The organism is Dysgonomonas mossii DSM 22836 (assembly GCF_000213575.1).
In the GTDB taxonomy this organism is placed as follows: Bacteria; Bacteroidota; Bacteroidia; order Bacteroidales; family Dysgonomonadaceae; genus Dysgonomonas; species Dysgonomonas mossii.
Genome location: NZ_GL892013.1, coordinates 1 through 22,466, shown reverse-complemented (window position 1 = coordinate 22,466; position 22,466 = coordinate 1). Strand labels below are relative to the sequence as shown.

At 35.4% G+C, this 22,466-nt stretch carries 17 protein-coding genes; 11 read left to right on the top strand and 6 right to left on the bottom strand.

Annotated features, from left to right (window positions below; translation table 11 throughout):
- Positions 1-19: 19 nt before the first annotated feature.
- Positions 20-2,632, top strand: coding sequence for a hypothetical protein (locus HMPREF9456_RS15955; protein WP_006844601.1), 2,613 nt, complete (start codon positions 20-22; stop codon positions 2,630-2,632).
- A 33-nt stretch (positions 2,633-2,665) separates the two neighbouring features.
- Here HMPREF9456_RS15955 and HMPREF9456_RS15950 read toward each other — a convergent pair whose 3' ends face one another.
- Complete coding sequence (locus HMPREF9456_RS15950; RefSeq protein WP_006844600.1) at positions 2,666-3,100, bottom strand: hypothetical protein; 435 nt, start codon at positions 3,098-3,100, stop codon at positions 2,666-2,668.
- A gap of 160 nt (positions 3,101-3,260) precedes the next feature.
- On the opposite strand from HMPREF9456_RS15950, the gene HMPREF9456_RS15945 reads away from it, so the two are divergent.
- On the top strand, positions 3,261-3,608 hold the full coding sequence (locus tag HMPREF9456_RS15945; RefSeq protein WP_006844599.1) for a hypothetical protein: 348 nt from the start codon (positions 3,261-3,263) through the stop codon (positions 3,606-3,608).
- Between the two features lie 10 nt (positions 3,609-3,618).
- On the opposite strand, the gene HMPREF9456_RS17290 is transcribed toward HMPREF9456_RS15945, so the two are convergent.
- Positions 3,619-3,870 (bottom strand): hypothetical protein, encoded by a 252-nt coding sequence (locus HMPREF9456_RS17290; protein WP_147591778.1) that lies wholly within the window; start codon positions 3,868-3,870, stop codon positions 3,619-3,621.
- Positions 3,871-4,200: 330 nt separating this feature from the next.
- Between HMPREF9456_RS17290 and HMPREF9456_RS15940 the strand changes: the two genes are divergently transcribed.
- From HMPREF9456_RS15940 to HMPREF9456_RS15900, 9 genes are all read left to right on the top strand, one after another.
- The gene (locus HMPREF9456_RS15940) at positions 4,201-5,547 is read left to right on the top strand and encodes a DUF3329 domain-containing protein (protein ID WP_006844598.1); all 1,347 of its coding nucleotides are present in this window, start codon (positions 4,201-4,203) and stop codon (positions 5,545-5,547) included.
- A gap of 288 nt (positions 5,548-5,835) precedes the next feature.
- Positions 5,836-6,252 (top strand): T9SS type A sorting domain-containing protein, encoded by a 417-nt coding sequence (locus HMPREF9456_RS15935; RefSeq protein WP_006844597.1) that lies wholly within the window; start codon positions 5,836-5,838, stop codon positions 6,250-6,252.
- Between the two features lie 11 nt (positions 6,253-6,263).
- A complete protein-coding gene (locus tag HMPREF9456_RS15930; protein WP_006844596.1) occupies positions 6,264-12,497 on the top strand; it encodes a polymorphic toxin type 23 domain-containing protein in 6,234 nt (2,077 codons plus the stop codon).
- A 12-nt stretch (positions 12,498-12,509) separates the two neighbouring features.
- Positions 12,510-13,166: a hypothetical protein gene (locus HMPREF9456_RS15925; RefSeq protein ID WP_006844595.1), complete on the top strand. Its 657-nt coding sequence runs from the start codon at positions 12,510-12,512 to the stop codon at positions 13,164-13,166.
- Between the two features lie 27 nt (positions 13,167-13,193).
- Positions 13,194-14,105, top strand: a complete 912-nt coding sequence (locus HMPREF9456_RS15920) for a hypothetical protein (protein ID WP_245531041.1) — start codon at positions 13,194-13,196, stop codon at positions 14,103-14,105.
- Positions 14,106-14,497: 392 nt separating this feature from the next.
- Positions 14,498-15,400 (top strand): ribonuclease domain-containing protein, encoded by a 903-nt coding sequence (locus tag HMPREF9456_RS15910; protein WP_006844592.1) that lies wholly within the window; start codon positions 14,498-14,500, stop codon positions 15,398-15,400.
- Positions 15,401-15,412: 12 nt separating this feature from the next.
- Complete coding sequence (locus HMPREF9456_RS15905) at positions 15,413-15,817, top strand: barstar family protein (protein ID WP_006844591.1); 405 nt, start codon at positions 15,413-15,415, stop codon at positions 15,815-15,817.
- Positions 15,818-16,003: 186 nt separating this feature from the next.
- Positions 16,004-16,174 carry a hypothetical protein gene (locus tag HMPREF9456_RS17430; protein ID WP_006844590.1) on the top strand — a complete coding sequence of 57 codons (171 nt, stop codon included), beginning with the start codon at positions 16,004-16,006 and terminating at the stop codon, positions 16,172-16,174.
- Between the two features lie 285 nt (positions 16,175-16,459).
- Complete coding sequence (locus HMPREF9456_RS15900) at positions 16,460-17,758, top strand: tyrosine-type recombinase/integrase (protein WP_006844589.1); 1,299 nt, start codon at positions 16,460-16,462, stop codon at positions 17,756-17,758.
- 105 nt (positions 17,759-17,863) lie between these two features.
- Here HMPREF9456_RS15900 and HMPREF9456_RS15895 read toward each other — a convergent pair whose 3' ends face one another.
- From HMPREF9456_RS15895 to HMPREF9456_RS15880, 4 genes are read right to left on the bottom strand one after another with little or no spacing between them, the layout of a single operon-like run.
- Positions 17,864-18,316 carry a hypothetical protein gene (locus HMPREF9456_RS15895; RefSeq protein WP_006844588.1) on the bottom strand — a complete coding sequence of 151 codons (453 nt, stop codon included), beginning with the start codon at positions 18,314-18,316 and terminating at the stop codon, positions 17,864-17,866.
- Positions 18,313-18,834 carry a glycoside hydrolase family 108 protein gene (locus HMPREF9456_RS15890; protein ID WP_006844587.1) on the bottom strand — a complete coding sequence of 174 codons (522 nt, stop codon included), beginning with the start codon at positions 18,832-18,834 and terminating at the stop codon, positions 18,313-18,315. Before HMPREF9456_RS15890 ends, HMPREF9456_RS15895 begins: the two co-directional genes overlap by 4 nt.
- Before the next feature lie 14 nt (positions 18,835-18,848).
- The gene (locus HMPREF9456_RS15885; RefSeq protein WP_006844586.1) at positions 18,849-19,352 is read right to left on the bottom strand and encodes a phage holin family protein; all 504 of its coding nucleotides are present in this window, start codon (positions 19,350-19,352) and stop codon (positions 18,849-18,851) included.
- Between the two features lie 54 nt (positions 19,353-19,406).
- Entirely contained in the window at positions 19,407-22,358 is a 2,952-nt protein-coding gene (locus HMPREF9456_RS15880) for a hypothetical protein (RefSeq protein ID WP_006844585.1), read from the bottom strand.
- Between the last annotated feature and the right edge of the window lie 108 nt (positions 22,359-22,466).

Below are 22,466 nucleotides of genomic sequence, written 5' to 3'. Positions count from 1 at the left end.
TTACAAATCAATACAAATCATGAGCATAGAACTATACATCAAAAACCGCCTTTGCGACATCAACAGTCCCGAGAGCCTCGGCATACGGCTAAAACGCCAGTTTATCAATCCTGCCGAGTTGAGCGTGAAAGACGCACAGATGTCTTACGAGATAACGCTGCCTGCCACACCGAACAACAACGAGATTTTCAGCCATGTGAATGTGGAGGAGGTACAGGGCAAGTTTCGCATCTACGAAGACGCTCGTCTGTATGTGGATGGTATCCTTATCCTCGACGGTAAATTCCGCCTGAGTGAAATCACGCAAGACAGTTACAAAGGCAACTTGGGAGTGCCCGCTCCCCTCACCGCAAAAGATATTTTTGGCGAAACGATGATGAATCAGGCAGGGAAGTGGCTTATCCCATTTACAGGGGTAGACGATATCACTCGATACAATACCGGGGGGCACGACAAATCGGTATATGGAGAAATATCGCCTTGTATATTTCCGTTGGTGCTGTATGGGTTGTTGCCGAAGGACACTAATAATAAAAACATTACAGATGAGTTTAAAGTTACTTTAGATGATTCGGTATTATTGGATGTAAAAGATATTCCTCCTTCTGTTAATTGTATTCACATGTTAAAGCAAATATTTAAGAATGCCGACTATACTCTTACCGGAGATGCCCTGAACGATGAAAGGATAAATAATTTGTATGTCAGTTACAAGAATCCGGAAGAATTCAGAATGGTATGGAGCGCCTCCAGAATGAGAATCAAGGGCACTTGGGGAAACTATATGGAAGATAATATCAACAAAAAGGAAACACAATATAATACTTTAGAGAAAGCGGGTACAAATCTTATGTCGATCAACACTGATTTGTTTCATTCACAGAACATAAGAATAAGTGAAAGAGAAGACCCGGGCGATAATATAAGTGTGGAAGACAGCAGAGTAGCAAAAGTTGTAAAGATAATTGTCCCAGAGGATGGGCTTTACAAACTTGATTTTGACGTTAATCTATCTATAAAATCTGCCTCGCTCTCTACTGATAGAGGCCCGCAGATTATTCCGGGAACTTTTGGTAGCCCCATGTATGAGGTAAAAGTTTTGAGATATACTGAGGGAACATTTCTTCCGAAACAACATTTCGATAATTCCTTTTACGAGGATAACCTTAATCAAAAGGAGGGACAAAGCGGAAATAAATATCCAAAGCCTCACGAGGTGACATTTATAGATCCGAAACAAAACCTGAATATGATATGCGGTTTTTCATGGGGTGGAGAGTCTTCCTCATACTCAACTTACAAAAACCCTACAGTGACAGATGGTGTACAGCACAACCCAATGGCAATAAGCGGTGGCGAGTCATGGAGCTTTGATTTACCCGAAAACACAATAAAAGATCGATTCTATTCAGCCGTAAAAAGTACAGGTTATATCTATAAGGACGGAACTGATGCATCCCTATTTAAAGTAGAACTGGAGAATGCACCTGCAACAAAAACAGCACGAAGTACCGGTACTGCAACCGGACATATATCTCAGATAGTCTGGCTGAATGCAGGAGAACGCATCGCCGTAGTATCCACATCCACTTACGAAAAGTCTAACAGGGGCTGGAACAATCATAGTATTGAATTTGATCTCTCACTTACCCCATTCAGTCCATACAGAAGTTGGCTTACTGTAGAGAAGAATGGCTCTAGTAAACCCGGTATCCCAATGAATTGGAATGACCCGGCTTCTTTTGACGAAGGAAATTTAAATTTGACTAATTTCTTACCTAACGGAATAAAAATCAATGATTGGATAGACAACTTCTGCAAGGCTTATAACCTCAAGCTTACTCATAAAGGGGATATTAATTTTGAACTAAGAATAAAAGGCAACGAAATTGTTCATTCTCTGGATAATATAATAGATATCGATAGATATGCAAATATTCGACAACATCGGAACGAATCGCTAAAACTGCCTTATATGTATGAATTGGGTTTTACAATTGATACAAACGAAGAAGGTTATTACCGGACAATGAAAAATAAAATAGATGAAAACACCGGCAGGGAGACGGACGAAAAACTCACCAATTCGGGGAATAATGGTGGTGGACAATATTATACAGGCAGTAATGAAACAAATAAAATAACACAAACATCGACATTCTCTTACAACTGGTACAAGAGGTTACTTGACAGTAAGGGCGAATTCGTCATTGAAGTACCTATCATTTCCGAATATGAAGCTTGGGATGGAGATTATGCAGAAATGTTAAAGAAAAGATATTATGATAAAGCCCAACGTTTTTGGTATAAGTCAGGAATATTTAATATTGAAACCATAAAGAACAGGAATGTACAGGTTGCCCTTGTTTCTAACGAATATAATGATACTTATAAAATGATATTGGATTATGAAAACAAAACCGATTCGATTATGAAGAATTTCTTCTTCCTGCTTGACAACAGCAACGATTATACAATAATTGATTGCATACTTAGTGCGGAAGAGTATAAAAATTTAAATAAATCGCTTATCCGATTCAACGGAGACCTTTATAACGTAGCTGAAATAGATGGTTATGACCCTTTGGGTAAGAATCAGGCAACACTAAAACTCATTCGTAAAATAACATGAAGCAAAAGGGAGCTAATTAAATAGCTCCCTGTCTTATTTCTCTATTTTGGTTAAACTACCCCAACCTCTATCTTCTGTAAGCTCATGAGTATATTTCAGCCTACCATCTTCTATTATATACCTTCTTATATCTGAAGAAAGGGGATTATACATAAAAGCCTTGTCGTTTATGCTGTACTTATCATACCTCAATTCCATAGTATACTTTCCATTGGGATGAAAATATACATTATATACTTTGAAATCTTCAGAAAAGCATATTCCCCTATCGGTATCCCAATTGAACCTCCATACCCCCTTTATCGGATTATATCCTTCGGGCTTAAAATTAGGGTCGTCCGGATCGTTCCAATCGCCGTTCCATACAAATTCTTGGGGTTTCTTCGTTTCCTCTTCCATATCACCTCCACACGAATAGAAGGTTACAAACAGGCTGAGTAGTAGGATAATTGATAGTAGTTTCTTCATATTTTGTCTCGGTTTGTTTGACTGTAAAGATATAGAAAATAGCTGAGCAAGCAAGTATTTTTGTTAAAATGGGATTTCTGCGTATCGAGAAAGTAATAATCGAGAAACGGTTTAACCAAAAAGTGATTTCTTATTGCTACTTTCGTCTTTTGAATAAATTGTGACAAAAAAACAGAAACCCGACGATCGCTTTATGAAAAAAGTTGCCTACAGTGCTTTATATAGCCTTTTATATCTTCTAGGTCTTATTATTCTATATCTGATAATAGGGTATATAGTAGAAAAACTATACGGCTATCCCCAACAATCGAGCGATGCGTATTTATTATATAATCCTTTTGTGGTTGTAGGAAAAACCATGAAAGCATATATTGTAGGGCTAATTGTCTCTATCAATATTCTGGTTTATCTTTTCATTAGCAAGAGGATGGATAAGTTTTTGTTTATCCCATTTGTTACTATATCGGCTATGCTTCTGACGATATTTGTGTATGCTCTTTTCTTTTAAAGTATCGAAATTACTTCCTCTTCTGATCGTTTCGGTATTGCTCCAACTGCTTATTTATTGACTGCCCTGTTTTGGAGGTTAGATCATCGGGAACGTTATAACTATCGCAATGAAACGAGCAATAGTTACAATTCGGTGCACATTCCCTGTCGCAATTCGGATAATTGCACTGATTAATACCAAGCAATGAATTGATTACCATACATGAATTGAGGGAGATAAAAAAAGATAGGATTAAAGTTCGGGTTAGTGTTTTTTTCATATTTGTAATTTAGAAAGCCATTCGCTACAAATTTAATAAAATTTCAAGAGGAATAAAATAAATAAGAAGCCCGCGAAATCACTTCGCAGACTTCCCAACCTTAACACAAACTTTACAAAACTACAGACATAAAACAGCCCACCTCCGAAAAAGTTCGCTGCATAACGCCGAAAAAGTGTAAAAAAATATTAATTTTTCATTTTAGATAGAGTAAACCTGTCGGAAAGGGTGAGTTGTTGGAAAAGATAACCACGTTTGCAAGACAAAATATTTCGAAGTAAAATATATTTCATTTACTTTGACAAACACATTTATGACAACTATTACAAAATGAACAATAAAAATATTTCATTATCATTCATTGCCCTTATTGCTTTTTTAATTATATATCCAATCAACTATTACTATCCTTTATTAGCTGATGATTTCTCATACTCATTTGTATTTAACGAAAATAAAAGAATAGAAAATTTATTTGATATAGTCACCTCACAACTTAATCACTATGAAATATGGGGAGGAAGGACAGTTGTTCATACTATTGCTCAATTGCTTTTAATGATAGACTTTCGTATATCCAGTATTTTTAACGCATTGGCATATATAATATTAATATACTCAATATATAGAATATCTATAACGAACAGTAAACTAACCATATATTCTTCAATATCATTATTGCTTTTAATACATGTTTTTATTTGGTTCCTACAACCTGAGTTTTGCTCTAATGTAATATGGAAAACTGGAAGTGCCAATTATCTGTGGGGATCATTAATCGTTATAATGTTTATGTATCCTTATTACAATTATATAAACATACGATTATATAAAGAAAGTAATGTTAGAGCAATACTTTTCTTTCTGTGTGGAATAGTTGCAGGGTGGACTAATGAGAATTTAGGAATAGCACTTATCATGTTCATTTTATCAACAATAATCTTGTGCAAATACTATAAAATTAAAATACCGAAATGGTCTATCATCGGATTAACGGGAACAATTATCGGATACGCTTTTATGATCCTTGCACCGGGCAACTATAAGAGAGCTGACATTATTATTCAAGAGTACAACAAACAGGGTTTGGCAGAACATGACATCCCTCTTTACATTCTACAAGTGGCTATCAACCATTTTCAAAGCTATATATTACCCCTACTAATAATATGGGCAATTGCACTACTTATTTTTTTATTCACCAATCGTCGTGAAAGAAAGAATATGGTGCTAAACTCCTTATTATTCATCCTTTCAGGTCTTTTTTCTTTTTTTATAATGATTCTATCCCCTACATTTCCTAAACGAGCACTTTTTGGAACTATTATACTTATCATTATTGCGATTGCGATCCTTGTTTGTAATATTAATCTAAAAATAAAATATTCTAAATTAACATACGCTATCGTCATTGTTTTTATGACATGTATATTCTCTTATGATTATGCTAGAAAGCTTATTACAATAAAAGAAGTTCACGATTTCTGGGAATTAAGAACTACCTACTTAGAAGATCAGAAAAAGAAGGGTGTGAGGGATATTGTTTATAGAGATAAACTAAAGCAATACCATTCCAAATATGGATTTTCTGATTTAAGTTCAGACCCTCATGTTTGGTGGAATACTGACTATGCAAGATATTATAATATTAATTCGGTTGCCGTTATTTCAGATTAGATAAACATATAGATAAAAATATGTAAATACGGGAGTATATGAACACATTATAAATTACAAACCTATTACCCAGACTTGGTACTGCCAAAACAGATCAAAAAGAATAAAACAACTAAATTTTTAATAAAAAGCAACTGAAACATAGCCATATTTACAAAATTTAATTAAATTTACGATTCTAGAATAAAATGTGTATAAGAAACACATGTAATTTTAACATTAACTAGAGACAACAGCCGTTATTTTTTCTGAAACATCTTAAAAGACAAGAACTTTAATATAAATACTATGAGAAAAATAATTTTTATTTTTTTATCTCTACTTTTTTGTTTATTGATTCATGGTCAAAAAAAAATTGTATTTGATTATGATAAATCTGGCAATAGAGAAAAACGTACAGTAATAAATTTAACTAAATCAGCTAAGGCCGTACAGGAAATTATTACAGAACAGGTTGAAGAAAGGGAGATAAAGGTATACCCGAATCCAACCCAAGGTCAGATTAAAGTTGAAATTTCAAACAATGCAGATATTAACACATGCACAATAACTATAAACTCGTTGGGTAGTGGCAGGTTAATTACTCGAAAGAAAGCAACCTTTCCGACAACTGAAATAGATTTGAGTAACCAACCTAATGGATTCTATATCATGGTTATAAATATAGACGGGAAAATAGTATCATGGAAAATCATTAAACAATAAGATATAAAAGTATGAAAATACGTTATGCTTTTACTCAAATTTGTGCGCTATTTTTAAGTATAGCTCTTTTCTCTCAAACAGTAGATAAGACAAAAGACGTAGGAGAGATACCACATAGTATAACCCCATCTCCTAATGGAGCATTAAACTATACTATTCCCATCGAAATATATCCGGGTAAGGACGGTACACAGCCGAATTTACAACTAGTATATAACAGTCAAAATCTAAGTCAATTCTCTGTGCTCGGCTTAGGCTGGTCGCTTGGAGGTTTATCCGAAATAAGTCGATGTCAGCTAAGCAATTATTATGACGACGTACTTAATTCATCCCCAATCTCAGCAGAGATAAATGCGTTCTCTTTGGACGGACTTCGATTAGTAAATTCAAGTAATCCAAATTATGCCTATCAGACAGAACAAAATCATATATATGTAAAAAAGAATGCGGACTATACTAAATTTGAAGTATATTACCCAAATGGAACGATTGCATATTACGGCAATGGTTCCCATAAATATTCTTATCCAATAACTAAATTGGTGGATCCTTTAGGAAACTATATAGATTACACTTATAGTATTAGTGATAATAGGTTTTATATAGAACAAATATCATACAGCTCGAACCAAAATATAAAAATAGGAGAAATAAAATTTTCGTATGCAACTAACGATTTCGAGAGATTTGCTTATATAGATGCACAACTGATAAAAACAACAAAGAGAATAAATAAGATCGATTCTTATTTTGGCAACACACTACTAAAATCATATAGAATTGATTATAAAAAGGATGACAACAATTATTTTTTAAGTAAACTGGATTGTACTTCATCCGGAAAATATCTCAATCCTCTGACTTTTGAGTATGGAGATGGAACAACGCCTACAATAGTAAGCGAATCCAAAACCTTACCATCAGGACGTTCAGGATACGAAATAACGGGAACAATTGGTGTTAATTGGGATTCTCAGTCTCCAAACGAAGGTTATGCAATATTACTTAAAGACCCAAACTCATCCTGGATAGGAGTGGATTGGATCAGTTCCGAAAGAATTCCACAATCATATCCTGATGGACTTGCTGGCATACTATTTCGGGCCTTATTGGTTGGTGATGTAGATGGAGACACAAATGAAGATGTTGTAAGGATTACCCAACTACATCCTGATAAACCAAGTTCTATATTTTTAACTTTGATTTCAGGGCCAAAAACTATATCAAGAAAATATGAGTATTCCCTTGATATACCGATAGCAGATAACAGACGTTATTTGCTGGGAGATTTTCAGGGGAATGGTAAAGCTATTATAATGGCAATATCATACGGAAAAAGCACTAGTGGTGCATCAAGAAAAACAGAAGTAGCTTTTTTGGATATAGAAAACAAAAAAATACTGCATATCAATAAAGACTATTTTACAATACTACCCGAAGATAATCTACAGCTAATCGATTTTGACGGAGACGGATCTGTAGAATTATTGCATATTAATCAAACAGGTGTTAAAGTATATAAGGTGTCTCCTTCGGGAGGATATCCGGTTTTAGCAGCTTTCTCATTCGCTTATCCGACTTTCAGGTATAATAAGTTACTTATCGGAGATATTAATAATGATGGGAAAACAGATTTAATGTTTTCACCCAGTACATCTACAAAGAGCAAACGTTACGTGCATTCAGGTACCTGTTATGGCTATTGTGAACATACTGCAACGACCCCCGAAGAGTTGGAAAGAACGGGAAATTTCCCTGTGTATATGGGTCCTCCGGGAAGTCAATGTAGAATTATTGGAGTTGAAGATTATTTGAAGGACGATGGCGGTAATACTTGGACTGTTTATTTTTCAAACGGAAAAAATGCGTTTACTACCTCTACATTCCTGCACAACAAGTATTATGGGAATAATTATGATGACTACATTCTTTGCGACATTAACAATGATGGGTTCTTAGACTTAATTAAAAACTCTTCTATTGATAAAAAATTCGATATCTATTACAACAAAGGAGGGGCATTTAGTACTATCGCAGACTACACAGCTCAGAATGAAGACGGAAGACTTGTTACAAGCAAGGGTTCCTCCAGATTTGGACACAATAAAGGCATTGCCTTTGTCAGATCAACGACCGTCTCCCTTATTTATAACAAAAACCAGGAGAATAATTCCTTATTGCTTTCTAAATCGGTATCAAGCTTGGGTGCTACTACAAAAATTGAATACGGGAAAGTCAATAGCGAGAATTTTACAAGCACAACATCTGTCTACAACCAATCAGGCATTCCAACTTATCCTTGGTTTTATATACCAAGCTCGGTCGCTTTATTAAAATCGCTTAATTCTAGTATTGACAATACAATAGTAAGTTCTCAGACCTATCAGTATAAAAATGGATTAGTACATATGCTAGGACTAGGGTTCAGAGGATTCGAAGAAGTAACATCAACTGATAATATTGACAATACACGATCTAAAGTTCAGAAATTTGATCCATTGAATTGGTCTGTTTTAAAAAGTGAAGAATCTTGTCCTGCACAGGGAAATATATCTTATAAACTTTTTCAGAATTCTTATCAATATACCAATACAATAGCATCAAATAAGGCAAGAGTCATAACATTAAAAGAGAAAACTGAAAAAGATTTTTTAAAAAACATATCAACAACTACAAGTTATACTTATGATACTTATGGCAGCCCAACCAAAGAAATAATTTCTTTGGGAGATGGAATAAAGAAAACCACAGATTTTAAGTACAACAATCTCACCGGAAGTCCATATATTCTGGGACAATTGGCTGAGAAAACGGAAACAAATGAACGCAACGGTTCTTTATCCACCACAAAAACGACCTTGGTATATAACACCAAAGGACAGCTTACATCTCAAAAAAATTATTATGAAAGTCTTCAGGTATCAGAAGACACTTATACTTATGATACCCAGAACAATTTATACGAATCTAAAACGAAATCATATACGTCTGCTGACCAGCTCAGTACAAAGTATGAATATGACAATATAGGGCGAGTAAAACGTAAAACCGACCCGTTGGGGTTGTATATCGATTATGCATACAATACCAAAGGAGAGTTGTCGTCTGTGAAGAATCACAAAGGACACGAAACCAAATACGAGTATGATATCTGGGGACGCAAAGTAAAGACAACTTATCCCGACAGTACTGTAGAATCACTAAATATGGAGTGGACATCATACGATGCCGGCTTAGGAGATCTCGATCCGAATAAAAATTACGGAGATGTAAAAATAGCAGCCCCATTGTCACAAGGAACAACCCTTATGGCGTGTCGTTCTATTTCTCTGACTCCGGGTTTTTCGCACAAGGCAGCCGACAAAGGATCATTAATTTTGGGAATAGACCCCAACGTATGCTCAACTCCTCCAAGCCAAACGCCATATAATGTACCTTTATATTTTACTACAATAAAGAAAACCGGCAGTTCTACCACACAATCTCATTATGATGCATTGGGACGTACATTACGCGAAGGAGAACTCCGCTTTGACGGACGTTATCTATATACCGATGTAGTGTACGACAATAAAGGCAGAGTACAAAAGAAATCATTACCCTTTAAAGGAACGGCACCAACTGCATGGAACACCTACAATTATGACAGTTACAATAGACTAACCCTGCTATCTTATGCTTCAGGCAAAAAAGACTCTTGCTATTATATCAATAATAGCGTCAAAACAATCATAGATAATGTAGAAAGAACAACCAATTACGATGCTTCGGGAAAAACAAAGAGTATAACGGATCCTGCCGGAACCATAACCTACAATTTCAGAGCTGACGGGGAGCTATCCTCTGTCGTTGCTCCGGGTGATATAACTACAAGTTTTGAATACGACTCTTACGGACGTCAGACAAAGATTATAGACCCTAGTGCGGGAACCAAGCTATTTGCTTACGATGCCGCAGGAAACATCAATCAAGAAACAGATGCTGAAGGAAGAATTACCAAAACAACATACGATAAATACAATCGTATTATAAGCAAAAATGTAGTGGGAGAATTAACCACTACTTACGCCTACAATACGGATGGTCTTTTAGCTTCAATATCATCGAATAACGGCACAGGCCAAACATTTACCTATGACAACCTCTTGCGTATAAGTGCTGAAAAAGAAAATGGATTAGACAATAAATGGCTACAAAAAGTATACACTTATGTTAATGGAAATATAGCCTCCATCGCTTACAAATCAAACAATGGAGATATTGCCACCGAAAACTATACGTATAGCAACGGACACATGTCGGAGACGAAGCTAAACAATACAACTTCGATCTGGAAACTGTCGCAGGAAAACAATTTGGGAATGCCGTTAGAATCAAAAACAGGCATCCTGACTCGTACCTATGGATACGATGCTTATGGATTGCCAACAAGCAGAGTTATAAAAAATGGTTCAACCGTTATCCAAAACTTTGGCTACAACTTCAATGCTACAACAGGAAACCTAAATTGGCGGAAGGATAATACTCGGAATATACAAGAGAACTTTACCTACGACAATCTTAATCGCCTGACAGGATTTGGAGGAAAAAGTATAGTTTATGATGTAAAGGGTAATATAACAGATTTTGCCACAGTCGGTAAATTTGGGTATACAAATTCAGCGAAGCCGTACGCCGTAACTGAAATAACTCCATACGGAACAGAAATTCCACTTAGAGAGCAAACCATAACCTATAATGGCATGATGCGTCCAAGCTCGATCATCGAAGATGCGTATGCCTCTGCTCTAACCTACAACGCCGATGGCGATAGGGTGAAAATGAGCATAAAAAAGAACAATATAGATGACCTTGTACGCTACTATATAGGTGGGCAATATGAGATGGATTCTGTGGCTTCGCAAACTATACAAAAGCTATACCTGGGTGGAGACGCTTATAGTGCAGCAGCAGTATACGTAAAAGAGGGTGCCGGAGCATGGACGATATATTACATAGGAAGAGATTACCTGGGTAGTATTACTCACCTCATAAATACTAACGGAACCATAAAGCAGGAATTAAGCTACGATCCGTGGGGACGCTTACGAGATCCTTCTAATCAACAAAATTATGCTATAGGATCTGAGCCCGTCTTATTCCTTGCACGTGGGTATACCGGGCACGAACATCTGCCAATGTTTGGACTTATCAATATGAACGCCCGTCTTTATGATCCTGTTTCGGGGCGATTCTTATCTCCCGATCCGTATGTGCAAGCACCGGATTTCAGCCAGAATTTCAATCGATACACCTATGCATTGAATAACCCGTTGAGGTTTACCGATCCGAATGGGGAGTTCTTTTGGATACCTTTTGCTATAGGATTTGGACTAGGCTATACAATGCATGGTATTAGTTCGGGAAACTGGGGATTATCAGCTGTTGTCTCTGGTGTAATGACGGGGGTTGCAGCCTCTAGTTATATAGGGGCGAACTTAACATGGGGTACCTTTGGTCGTTTTACTGCGTCTATGGTTGCTAATACGTTCATGCCATCATTTAATCCTCCTCCTATAGGAAATTTTCACTTTTCTATTTCCCCAGGTATTGGTATTGGAACAAATGGACTAACAGTAGGTTTAAATTATGGAGCTCATTATCTTGCTGGGGATTTTGAGTTCGGAGCTGGAGTGGGAGTGGGCAACAATCATGAAGGATGGAATGCTTCAGGAACTTATAAAGGTTGGGGCCTCGGATATGGAAGAACTTCTTATTTAGAATCAGAAGTCATGGGACAGAAATTTGGAGCACAAACAGTGGGTTCTCTCACTACATATTTCAATCATAATTCTTTCACTTTTGCTAATGATGCGCTCGGTGATGGAAAAGATCGTTGGCGTTCAAGTGCAGTCGAACTCAATATAGGAAAATATTCGCTAGGTACATATCTTTATACTAATGATGGCAGAACAGAAAGCGAGAGAGAAACCATTGACTTAGCAGCCCCTTTATGGCGTAAAAACAAAAAAGAAGCATGGACAAAAGGTCAAGTATACTTTGCTCCAGCATGGATAGGATATAAAAGTAAAAATGGACAAATAAACCGTATTGGATTTAGCCATCCGACAGTTCAGAATCTATCACAAAATTTTATACATAAATACTTAACTCCTACGCCTTATTTCTTAAATTACGATAATTTTAAATCAGGTGGATATTTTTATTCAGGATACAGAGATCCGTTCTCTTTATGGGAACGATAATAAAATTTGCATATGAAATATTTTATTTTTATTATTTGCTTATTATTTTCTTTTTCTTGTGTTTCACAAAAAAAAGATGTTATCACTAAATCAGCTATTAAATTTGAAGGCAAGAACACGAATATTCGCAACTTGATCAATATCGACGGATTCTATTCCAACGTTGACTCTTTAAGATACGCAAGTTATATGTTTTTTGAAGATGGAACTTGGGTTCAATTTCACTTTAAAAGCGATATTTCGGAGAATGATAGAAAAAAGAATATGGCTAAATCCATTAAAAGCTGGGTCAATAAGAAGCAATTACGATGGGGTGTCTTTTGGGGCGTTTATAAAATTAAAAATGATACCATTGTTGCGCATTCTTATGACGAACCCGCTTTTCTTGTACCTCTATCACTAAGCGAAATGAGGTATAAGATCATAAATAAAAATACAATAAAGCTAATTTATTTCAGGAGTAAATCAAAAGAAGATGATAAATATTATAGTCAATCTATGGAAAGTCCATGGAGAGAAGGCTCCCCTCTACATTTTACGCCAGCCGACTCCCTCCCCTCTTCTGACAATTGGCTAAAAGAAAATAAATGGATTTGGCGTAATGAGTCAGACTGGAAAAATTATATGCAACATGTAGAGCAAATAAAGAAACAGTATAAGAAAAAATAAGAGGGGGTTTATGCCCTAAGTATAATCTTGACGCAATGTCGGATATATTTAGAAACTGTTTTAGATGCGATGTGTTGGGGTGCTGTTATTGGTGCTGGAACAAGTGCTGTCTCTTATGGATTATCTGCAACTATAACAGGCAGTTGGAATTCCAGTTCATTTTGGCAATCTGTGGGTATGGGAGCTATAGGAGGTATGATCGGAGGAGGCTTATCCAGTATTGGAGGCACTTTTGCCAATAGTTTAGGGTATAATATCCTAAGTCAGACAGGAGGAAATGTTGCAACTAATGCTATTTTCGGAAATGATTTATCCATAAAAGCTATTCCCGGAATGATTGCTGGAGGCTTAGTTTCATCTTTCTTGCCCAATTATAATGCAGTACAAGGAGGATGGTTTAGGAATTTAGCTACAGAGGTTGGAATAAATGTAGGCAGAGGAGCAGTTTCAGGGTTTGCTGCTGGATTAACAGATGTTACAATAATGAATGAAAAAGGCAGTGCAATCTGGCAAAAAGTTTTAGGTGGTGCAATGAATGGAGCATCTACAACACTTGCAACTAATATAATCTTTGGGACAGGGAAGTATTATGATGATCTAGCTGTTTTCGGTAACAAAGGATCTAAACCTGTTTATAGAAATGGAGGTATCGCTTCTTTTTTAGCACCAGAGAATGTAGGTATTTCTTGGGGACGTACATCATGGGCTAATATAGCTGAAACAGATGGAACTGCTTTGTATAATCATGAAGGCACTCATTGGAGACAACAACAAAGAGATGGCTTTGCTCGTTTTTATGGAACTATTGCTAAAGATTATATAAATTCAATCAGACACTTTAAAAGTACAAGTCCATTATATAATGGGAGATATTTGCCTGGAAACTATGAGGATGTAGCTACTAAGATTCAATATGGAAGAGGAATATGGAGTTGGTAATTTTTAATTAATTATGTGATGAGATTAATCTATATTTTTATACTAACATTATTGTTTTCCGGTTGTGTGACAAAAACAACCTTTTATTTAAGAAATGATACAGACAAGATACTATATTTTCAAGTTGAAAATATGGGAATAAAGTCTCCAATATTGAAACCTGATTCTCTGAATATTTTTGATATAGTAATAAATAATAGGACTAATATCAATACCTACTTAAAGATATCATTAGATAATGATACTATATATCTTTTCGGAAATGAATATAGACAGTTAACAGATAGCTTATTAAAAAATAAAAACAATATTCTTAAAGTCACAGAATCATGGTTTGAAAAACAGAAAAATATAAGCAAATAAAAATAGAATAAAGAATATTTAGTTATCCGTTGAGGTTTACCGATCCGAATGGGGAGTTTTGGCAATACGTCATTGGAGCTGTAGCTGGAGGAATCATAAATTGGGGATTTAATGGTTTTAAATTTAATATGGAGGGGCTCAAATATTTTGGGGCTGGTGCAGTAGGAGGGGCTCTTATTGCAACCGGAAAACCTATCGGTATAATCTCGGGAGCAGCTTTTACTGCGGGATCGAATTCTGCTATATCTCAATACAGTGCGAATGGGTTTATTGATTGGTGGGAAGTAGGAACGTCCACCATTGTAGGAGGAATATCAGCATTTTTAGCATACCAATTTTCAGGAGCTATTACGCCGTATGTAGAAAGCTTATTTAGAAATGTAACTAATGAAGTATTACAGAAAGGTCTGACATATGGAACTACTGGTGCAATAACTGGTGTCACAGTAGGGGGAGGCATGGGATACGCGACCACAGGAGAGTGGGACGGTGCTATAGATGGTATGTGGAAAGGTGCAGCCTTAGGCTTTGGAACTGGATTCGCCTATGGCGCTGGAGGACAGATGTATAAAAATTGGGGAGAGGGCAAAAATTTATGGACAGGAGAATATAGCAATGAGCCTCTACCCAATATCAATACTCGTTTTGTAACAACAGAAGACGGTTCTACATATGACATGAAACCAACTATGGATAGAATACAATCTGGGGAAACGTACCCCCACAGAAATGATGGTTCTGTTTTTGAAAACCGAATACCCAGAAACCAGACGAAGCCTTTATTGCCAGATCGACCTCTTGGTACTTATAAAGAATATGTAGTACCTCCAACTCCAGGAATGAGAGGTGTTGGACCTCTGCGTATAGTAACGAATGGAACGAATTTTTGGTTTACTCCCGATCATTATAGAACATTTATTCAAATAAAATAAAATATTAGAATTATGAATATATTTAAATATGTTGAAAAACCTAAATTGCATATAAATGCAAATGCTTTTATTGCTCATATTGGTACTATTAAAGACGAAGAGCAATTATTTACTGAATTATATAAAAAGTTGGAATTTCCTGATTACTTCGGTTTTAATTGGAATGCCGTTTACGATTGTTTGTGTGATTTTAGTTGGATAGAGGAAAAACGGATAATATTGGTTCATGATTATTCTCTCGCTATTGGAGTGGAGCTATATAAAATATATGTGGACGTTTTATTTGATGCTATTACAGTTTGGAAAGATGATGAAGAGCATCAGTTTGAAGTAATCTTCCCGATAAGTGAGGAACCTATCTTAACTCTCTTATTAAAGGAAGTCATAAATAAGCATGAGAAATTTAAAAGTAAATAATAAATATTGTAGACGATAACATGAGGAGTGTTGCTATGAGCCCTAAATAACAAATAGATTTTACTGATCATACGAAACCTCTGAACCAAAGTATTCTTCACCCAGTGAAATTATTTCAATAAAGAAAATGTGGATATTAATGAAAATATTAGCATATATACTTATTATAAATATTATAGTCAATCTATGGAAAGTCCATGGAGAGAAGGCTCCCCTCTACATTTTACGCCAGCCGACTCTCTCCCCTCTTCTGACAATTGGCTAAAAGAAAATAAATGGATTTGGCGCAATGAGTCAGACTGGAAAAATTATATGCAACATGTAGAGCAAATAAAGAAACAGTATAAGAAAAAATAAGAGGCTAATACAAACCCTCTGCAATATAATAAGTACATATAACACCAATCCCCATAAAAGTATCTGCTTTTACGGGGATTGCATTTTTCCTCTTTGTGACCCTGGCGGGAACATAATTGCATATTCATATATTGTTATAAATAAACATATTACACTAAACAACAACTGCAATATATTATAAAATAATAACTAAACAGCATTTTTGGTTTTTATTGATGTTTTATAGTTGCTTTTGGTTAATACATATTTTCTAAGTACTTTTGATAGGTACTTAGGCTTATAATTATGGCTTCTAAAATAAAGATAAGATTTAGCTTAATTTCATCAGGAAAGCAAAGTGATGAAAAACAAATATTCTTAGTATATACTATAGATGGTATAGAAAATTTTTATTACTCCGGATACAGAATATATCCAAAGAACTTTATAAAAGAAAAAACAGAATTATCTGGAGAAACTGTATACATACAACAAGCAAAAAAGAATACATTTAATAAATCGGGCGATTCATCTACAAGAATAAATAATAGATTAAAGAAACTAGCACTTGCCGTACAAACAGTATTTGACCGATATTATAAAGATCAAGATTTGCCAATAGATAAAAAAGAATTAAAAAAATATCTACAAATAGAACTAGGAGAATATAAAGAAGACATTGAATTTCCCAAATTATCGATTTTAGAAGCATACGATAAATATTATATAGAGTCTAATGTATCAGATAGCAGGAAGAAGCAGTACAAAAGCGATAGAAAGAGAATTGCTAATTATATAGACGAAAATAACGGTAAAATAAATTTTGATAATTTTGATGTGCTGAAATTTAGGAATTTCTTAATTTCAAAATCAAATATATCTGAAAATACACTTGTTATTATAAGTAAAAGAATAAAAGCATTTTTCAATTATTGTAAAAATAGACTAAAGATAATAGATCATAATCCTTTTGATGATATTATATTTTCAAAGGACATCGGGATAGAGACATATCAAGAGCCTATATGTATGACAAGAGACGAGCTAACAAAACTATATTACTATAACCCTAGCAATAGACATAAAGAAGTAATTAAAGATATGTTTTGTTTGCAGGCATCTTTAGGATGTAGGGTCGGTGATTTTCTTAGGCTAACATATTCTAATATTCAAGATAACAAATTGATCTATTTCCCTAAAAAGATAGATGGTAATATGATGAAGGTAATTGTACCATTATCAAAAAGAGCAATGGATATTATTAATAAATATAAAGGACATTCACGAGGTGATTTGCTAATGCCTTTTATGAACTCAGTAGAATACAACTCATCATTAAAAATAGTTTTCGAAGAAGCGAAATTAAATAGGATTGTAGTATTATATAATCGAGAAAAAAAAATAGAAGAATACAAAAAGCTTTACGAATTAGCATCTTCCCATCTTGCACGCCGTACGTTTGTAGATATACTATGTCAAGCCGGAGAACCTATACATGTTGTAGCCTCAATGTCCGGGCATTCCGAAAACTCAAAAGCATTTGATAGATATAGAAGAAGACCGGAACAGCTACAAATAAATGCGGTTAATAGATCTATGGATTAAAGAAAGTAATTGACGACATGAAGAAGCTATTGTGAAATAAACCGCCTATCTTCACAGACAAGCGGTTCCGAGTTAACCTTAAATCTAATACCTATATGAAAAACACTATATCTTAAATATTAACTTTCTAAAGAATGAGAATATAACGCCTCTGTATTTTATCCCTAAATAAAGAGCCAAAGCAACTAACACTAGAGAGGTAAACCAAATACAAGCTTCTTGATACCAATTAAGCCTATTTATGTAAACGGTATCTCCTTTTACAGGATATGGAACTTGAACGATACTATCTCTACTGACAGTATCTACTCTTAGTTTATCTCGGTACAAATATTTATACTTTTCTTTGGTAAAGAATACTGTGTCACCCTTCATATATCGATCCTGAAATATAGAATCGTATTTATATATCGAATCGACACGCAGGCGTTCTTTGTACTCTGTTTTTATAGTCTCAACAGGCACATATACCGTTTTGCTCTTGCAACTCGTAAACAGCCACAAAACAATCAATAAAACGACTATACATATTATCTGTATTTTTGTTGCTTTTTTCATGGCGTATATTTAAAATCATTAATCCTATTTAGCCAACCATTGCGGAATTTCTTATTGGCCGGTCTACTCGCAATAATCCGATCAATATAATCGATGCGCTCTTGCTTTATCTTGTCGAATAGTTCTTTTTGATTCGGATAATTATTTAGTGCTTGCAATGTTTTATTGCCAACAACACCATCTATTTGAACGTTTAGTATTTTTTGAGGTAGCTTAATACCATATCCTCCAGATGCCCAAACCCAATCAACAAGAATATTCGCTATTGACTGATTATTTATATTATCAGCCTGCCACTTATCCCAATACAGGGTTTTAAGTATATCTTTCCATTGTTCGTCAGATATATTCTTTAGACGCTCCACGGTCGGTCTAGGATAGCCTTTAAGTTTACAATAGTACTCATAGGTACCTATCGTTATACCTTTATTTGTGGCACCGCCTAAATCGTCGGGATCGTTTACAAAACCGCCTTCCCATTTTAATATTATCGGAATTAGTTTATTTATATTAGCCATATCAATGCGATGTATTATTTATTATCTTCTTTTTGCGTTAATTCCTCTATATCTTTACCTGTTTTGCTCTTTATCTCATCTTGTAGCTGAAACCTTAGCAACTTAACAAAAGGTAATTTAGGTGCTATTATTAATAGATGTGCAGAGATACTCCACAATTCGCAAGCAACAGCTATAGCACATCCAACATAGAAAGCAATACCCCACTCACTAAACATTTGTCCTGAAAGACCTATAAGCAACAAAGGAATACCATACACAGTTAGTTTTATAAATGTATCTTGTATTAGCTGAGACGTGGCAAACTTCTTCTGTTTTATAGAAGTCCATATTCCAAATATAAGATCAGCGAATATTGCTAACAATACTATTGTTATAGCTTTTTTTTCACCAGCCATAAAACTTGTAACCAGTGATATGCAAAACAATAAATATCCGTAAACGGAATCAAATAGTTTTCCTATGTGCTGCATTATCTTAAATGATTGAGATAATGCTCTGTTTAGTAGTTCATTCATTTTGTTTAGTTTTTAGTATGGTCTTATTTCTCCCATAATATTTTTAATTATAAATTATTTTTTATCTACCTTGTAAACAATACCGTCTGTTGATGTGAAGAATATACTTTTATCTGATGCTCCGCCATATTTACGTATTAGCAGTTTAAGCTTCACCCACCTCTTTTTGTCTTCGGCATCAGAAGCATTCAAATATGTACATCTGCTCATTCCAACAAATATTGATATGCCGTTTTGTCGTTCAAATCCTAATGACGACTCATTTGTTTCTAGCACACATACAGCCTTAGAAAGATCGTCTATCTCCGACAATCTTCCCTTGAATATTCCTGCGGAATTTCTTTTAAAAAGACTTGTACGACCCGATATGGTAACATCGCCTCTGTCAATATGCGCTTCGTCTGATGAAAAATAGAAAGATTGGTCAGCGTCATCATTCAATATACATCCTACAGCTCTTTGGCAAGAGTGTTGAGTTGAGTTAAGTCTTATGATATACGGATGGTTTATCTTGTGTTTCCATATATCATACGACTCAAAATCATCTATCTGATGAATAGGAATATAACAAATCCATCCGTCAGGATATTGTTCGCCTGTTGCTACTATTACGCCATCTTTTATAAGATTGCTACTATGTACGTGGTGGGCTTTTATCTTTTCATCTACACCGCCCATACATTGCAATAATTCAAATTGGTTGTTAGCTATATATCTAGCAGCATAGAAGCGACCATTGCCTACCGAATTAGTATCTGTATCTGTTGATACACCATCTAATACTGTATTAGCAAGATAGTCATAGTCTCCGGGACTATTTTTCTTAAATGCTATATACCCTTTCGTTATACCACCACTTCCATAATCACCCGATGTAGTTATAATAGTCTTACCGCCTGATGTTGATATAGAAGTAACAGCAACAGGGCTTTTGTATTTGAATGCATTAGCTGGCTCTTTATCTGCCTCAGATGGGTGGTTATATTCGCGTATACTAACGGATAGCGCACCACTGGAGTAGCTTCCTGATGGTAGATTCAAACTGTTTCCCCATCCACTCATCATTTGACCGATACCAAATTCATGCAAAACGCACCATGTACGACCTCCATCAGTAGTACCCAACACTATATTACGTTTTGCATTCACTCCGACATATGGTGTAAATACTGTCATTTTAGGATGTGTAGAAAAAGCTGAAGAAAGATGCCCTCCAAGAGCATACGGATTAGAAGATGATTGTGTATTCGTTCCGTACGGCTGTGCGGGAGCATAACGGATATGTACTACATCATTCTTTGTAAGTACTGGCGGTAGCCCACCATTCCCATAGCCTGTACCTCCTATATTATCTGTATGTTGCAAATAATTCCATGAAGGTAATCCAGGTTCATAACGATGCAACAACTCATTTGTAACTTCTGCTAGTGATGATTTAGGAATACGTTCAGATGTAAGAGCTGTAGTACCTGTATACGCAGGATAGTATATAGCTCCCAAGTCAAAATCAAGAACACCGTGCACAGTTTTATCATCAGCATCCGCAGCAGCATAGTTATGATATATATTACCATCACGAGTGAATATACATAATCTAGTGCTTGTCTCCCTTGAATATCCTGAAGATAGAGGTCCACCTTGCATATAAGGAATGAAACCCATTGCTCCAATTATGTCACCTGATTTCCACCCCGGTAGAGATGTCAGGGCTAGTTTACCTAACGAAACTCCGTCTTTCTCAATATTTAACTGAGTGTATGCGTCTATATAAGCCTCCCAATTTTCAAAGCGGGTAAAATAGGATATGGATTTCTTATATTCTGAAACTACAATATCTTTATCCTCATAAAATGGAGCTTTCAATATAGTATCTGCAATGCTTTTGTCTATCCCTATGGCATTTACATGAAGCCTGCCTGTCCCTGTCACTATTCCCGCTATATGTACATTGTCTAGAAGATCGACAACACGTACGGCATATATACTTCTGCCCGATGTGGTCTGTGTGAATCCTGTGCGTCCAAGAGGGATTACATCTGTTTCGATGATTCCTGTTGACGCACGAGGGGTTATAACGATTGCACTCTGTGACCCTGATGCCAAATATGTATCAACAACTATAATGACAGTCTTATCTGTTTCCTTTCGGGTATATATACCCGATACACCTACAGCATTTGACGTATTTAGGATTGAAGTATATTTATTCCCATCAAGAGGAATGACATCTATTTCTTCTACTATGAAAGATCCTACTCCTGTACCAACACCCCTGAATATTATATCTTGAACCGAAAAACCCTTCAGATAATAAACTTCTCCTGACCTGACTTTCACATAAGACGAAGCATCTATACGAGAGGTATTATTACTTATTATCCTCGCTAAATCAAATACTCCACCCGCTAATCTTGGTATGAAAGAAACATAATTATCAACTGTATCAGTAGCAGATAGGCAAGTAATTTTATAATTTTTATTACCACCTAGTGTTCGAGTGACAGAATTACTATCTACACTTACGGTGTATTTCTCCCTTGATGTAACAGTCGTTAGGATTGGATTTGTGATTTCAACAGTAGACGATAATATATCAGCGACCTTTCTCTCAAATAGAGATAGTTTGGCAGAAGTTGCGCCGGCAAATGTTACCGAAATACTAACCGTTTGCCATTGGTTGGCTATATTGGTAGCCATTACAAATCTTGATATACCTGCCGGAAGTGAAAATTTGTTTGTTGACGCATTATACGTTACGCTAGGATTATCAATTAGCCAACTGGAATTTGTTATAAAAAACCCTGGCGTTCCTTTTAAGTCCTTACCTGTAAAACTTAGAGTTATATCACCATTAGCACCCCCATCTACACCAACTTCAAGAACTAAACCTTTATCGGGTTCTAATGTGATCGTAAGAGCCGATGATACCGAACTTACTTTATCCAGCAATACTGATCGTTTTGTTGCATTTATAGCCTTTATAAAGCCACTATCAAAGATTCCCATATTATGTTATATTTTGAAATGTTATATTTTGAGTTAATACATTACCGGATATATCTACTTGTCAGAGTTATTGTTATTTTTCTGTTACCTTCCGTGTTGTGTTCCTTC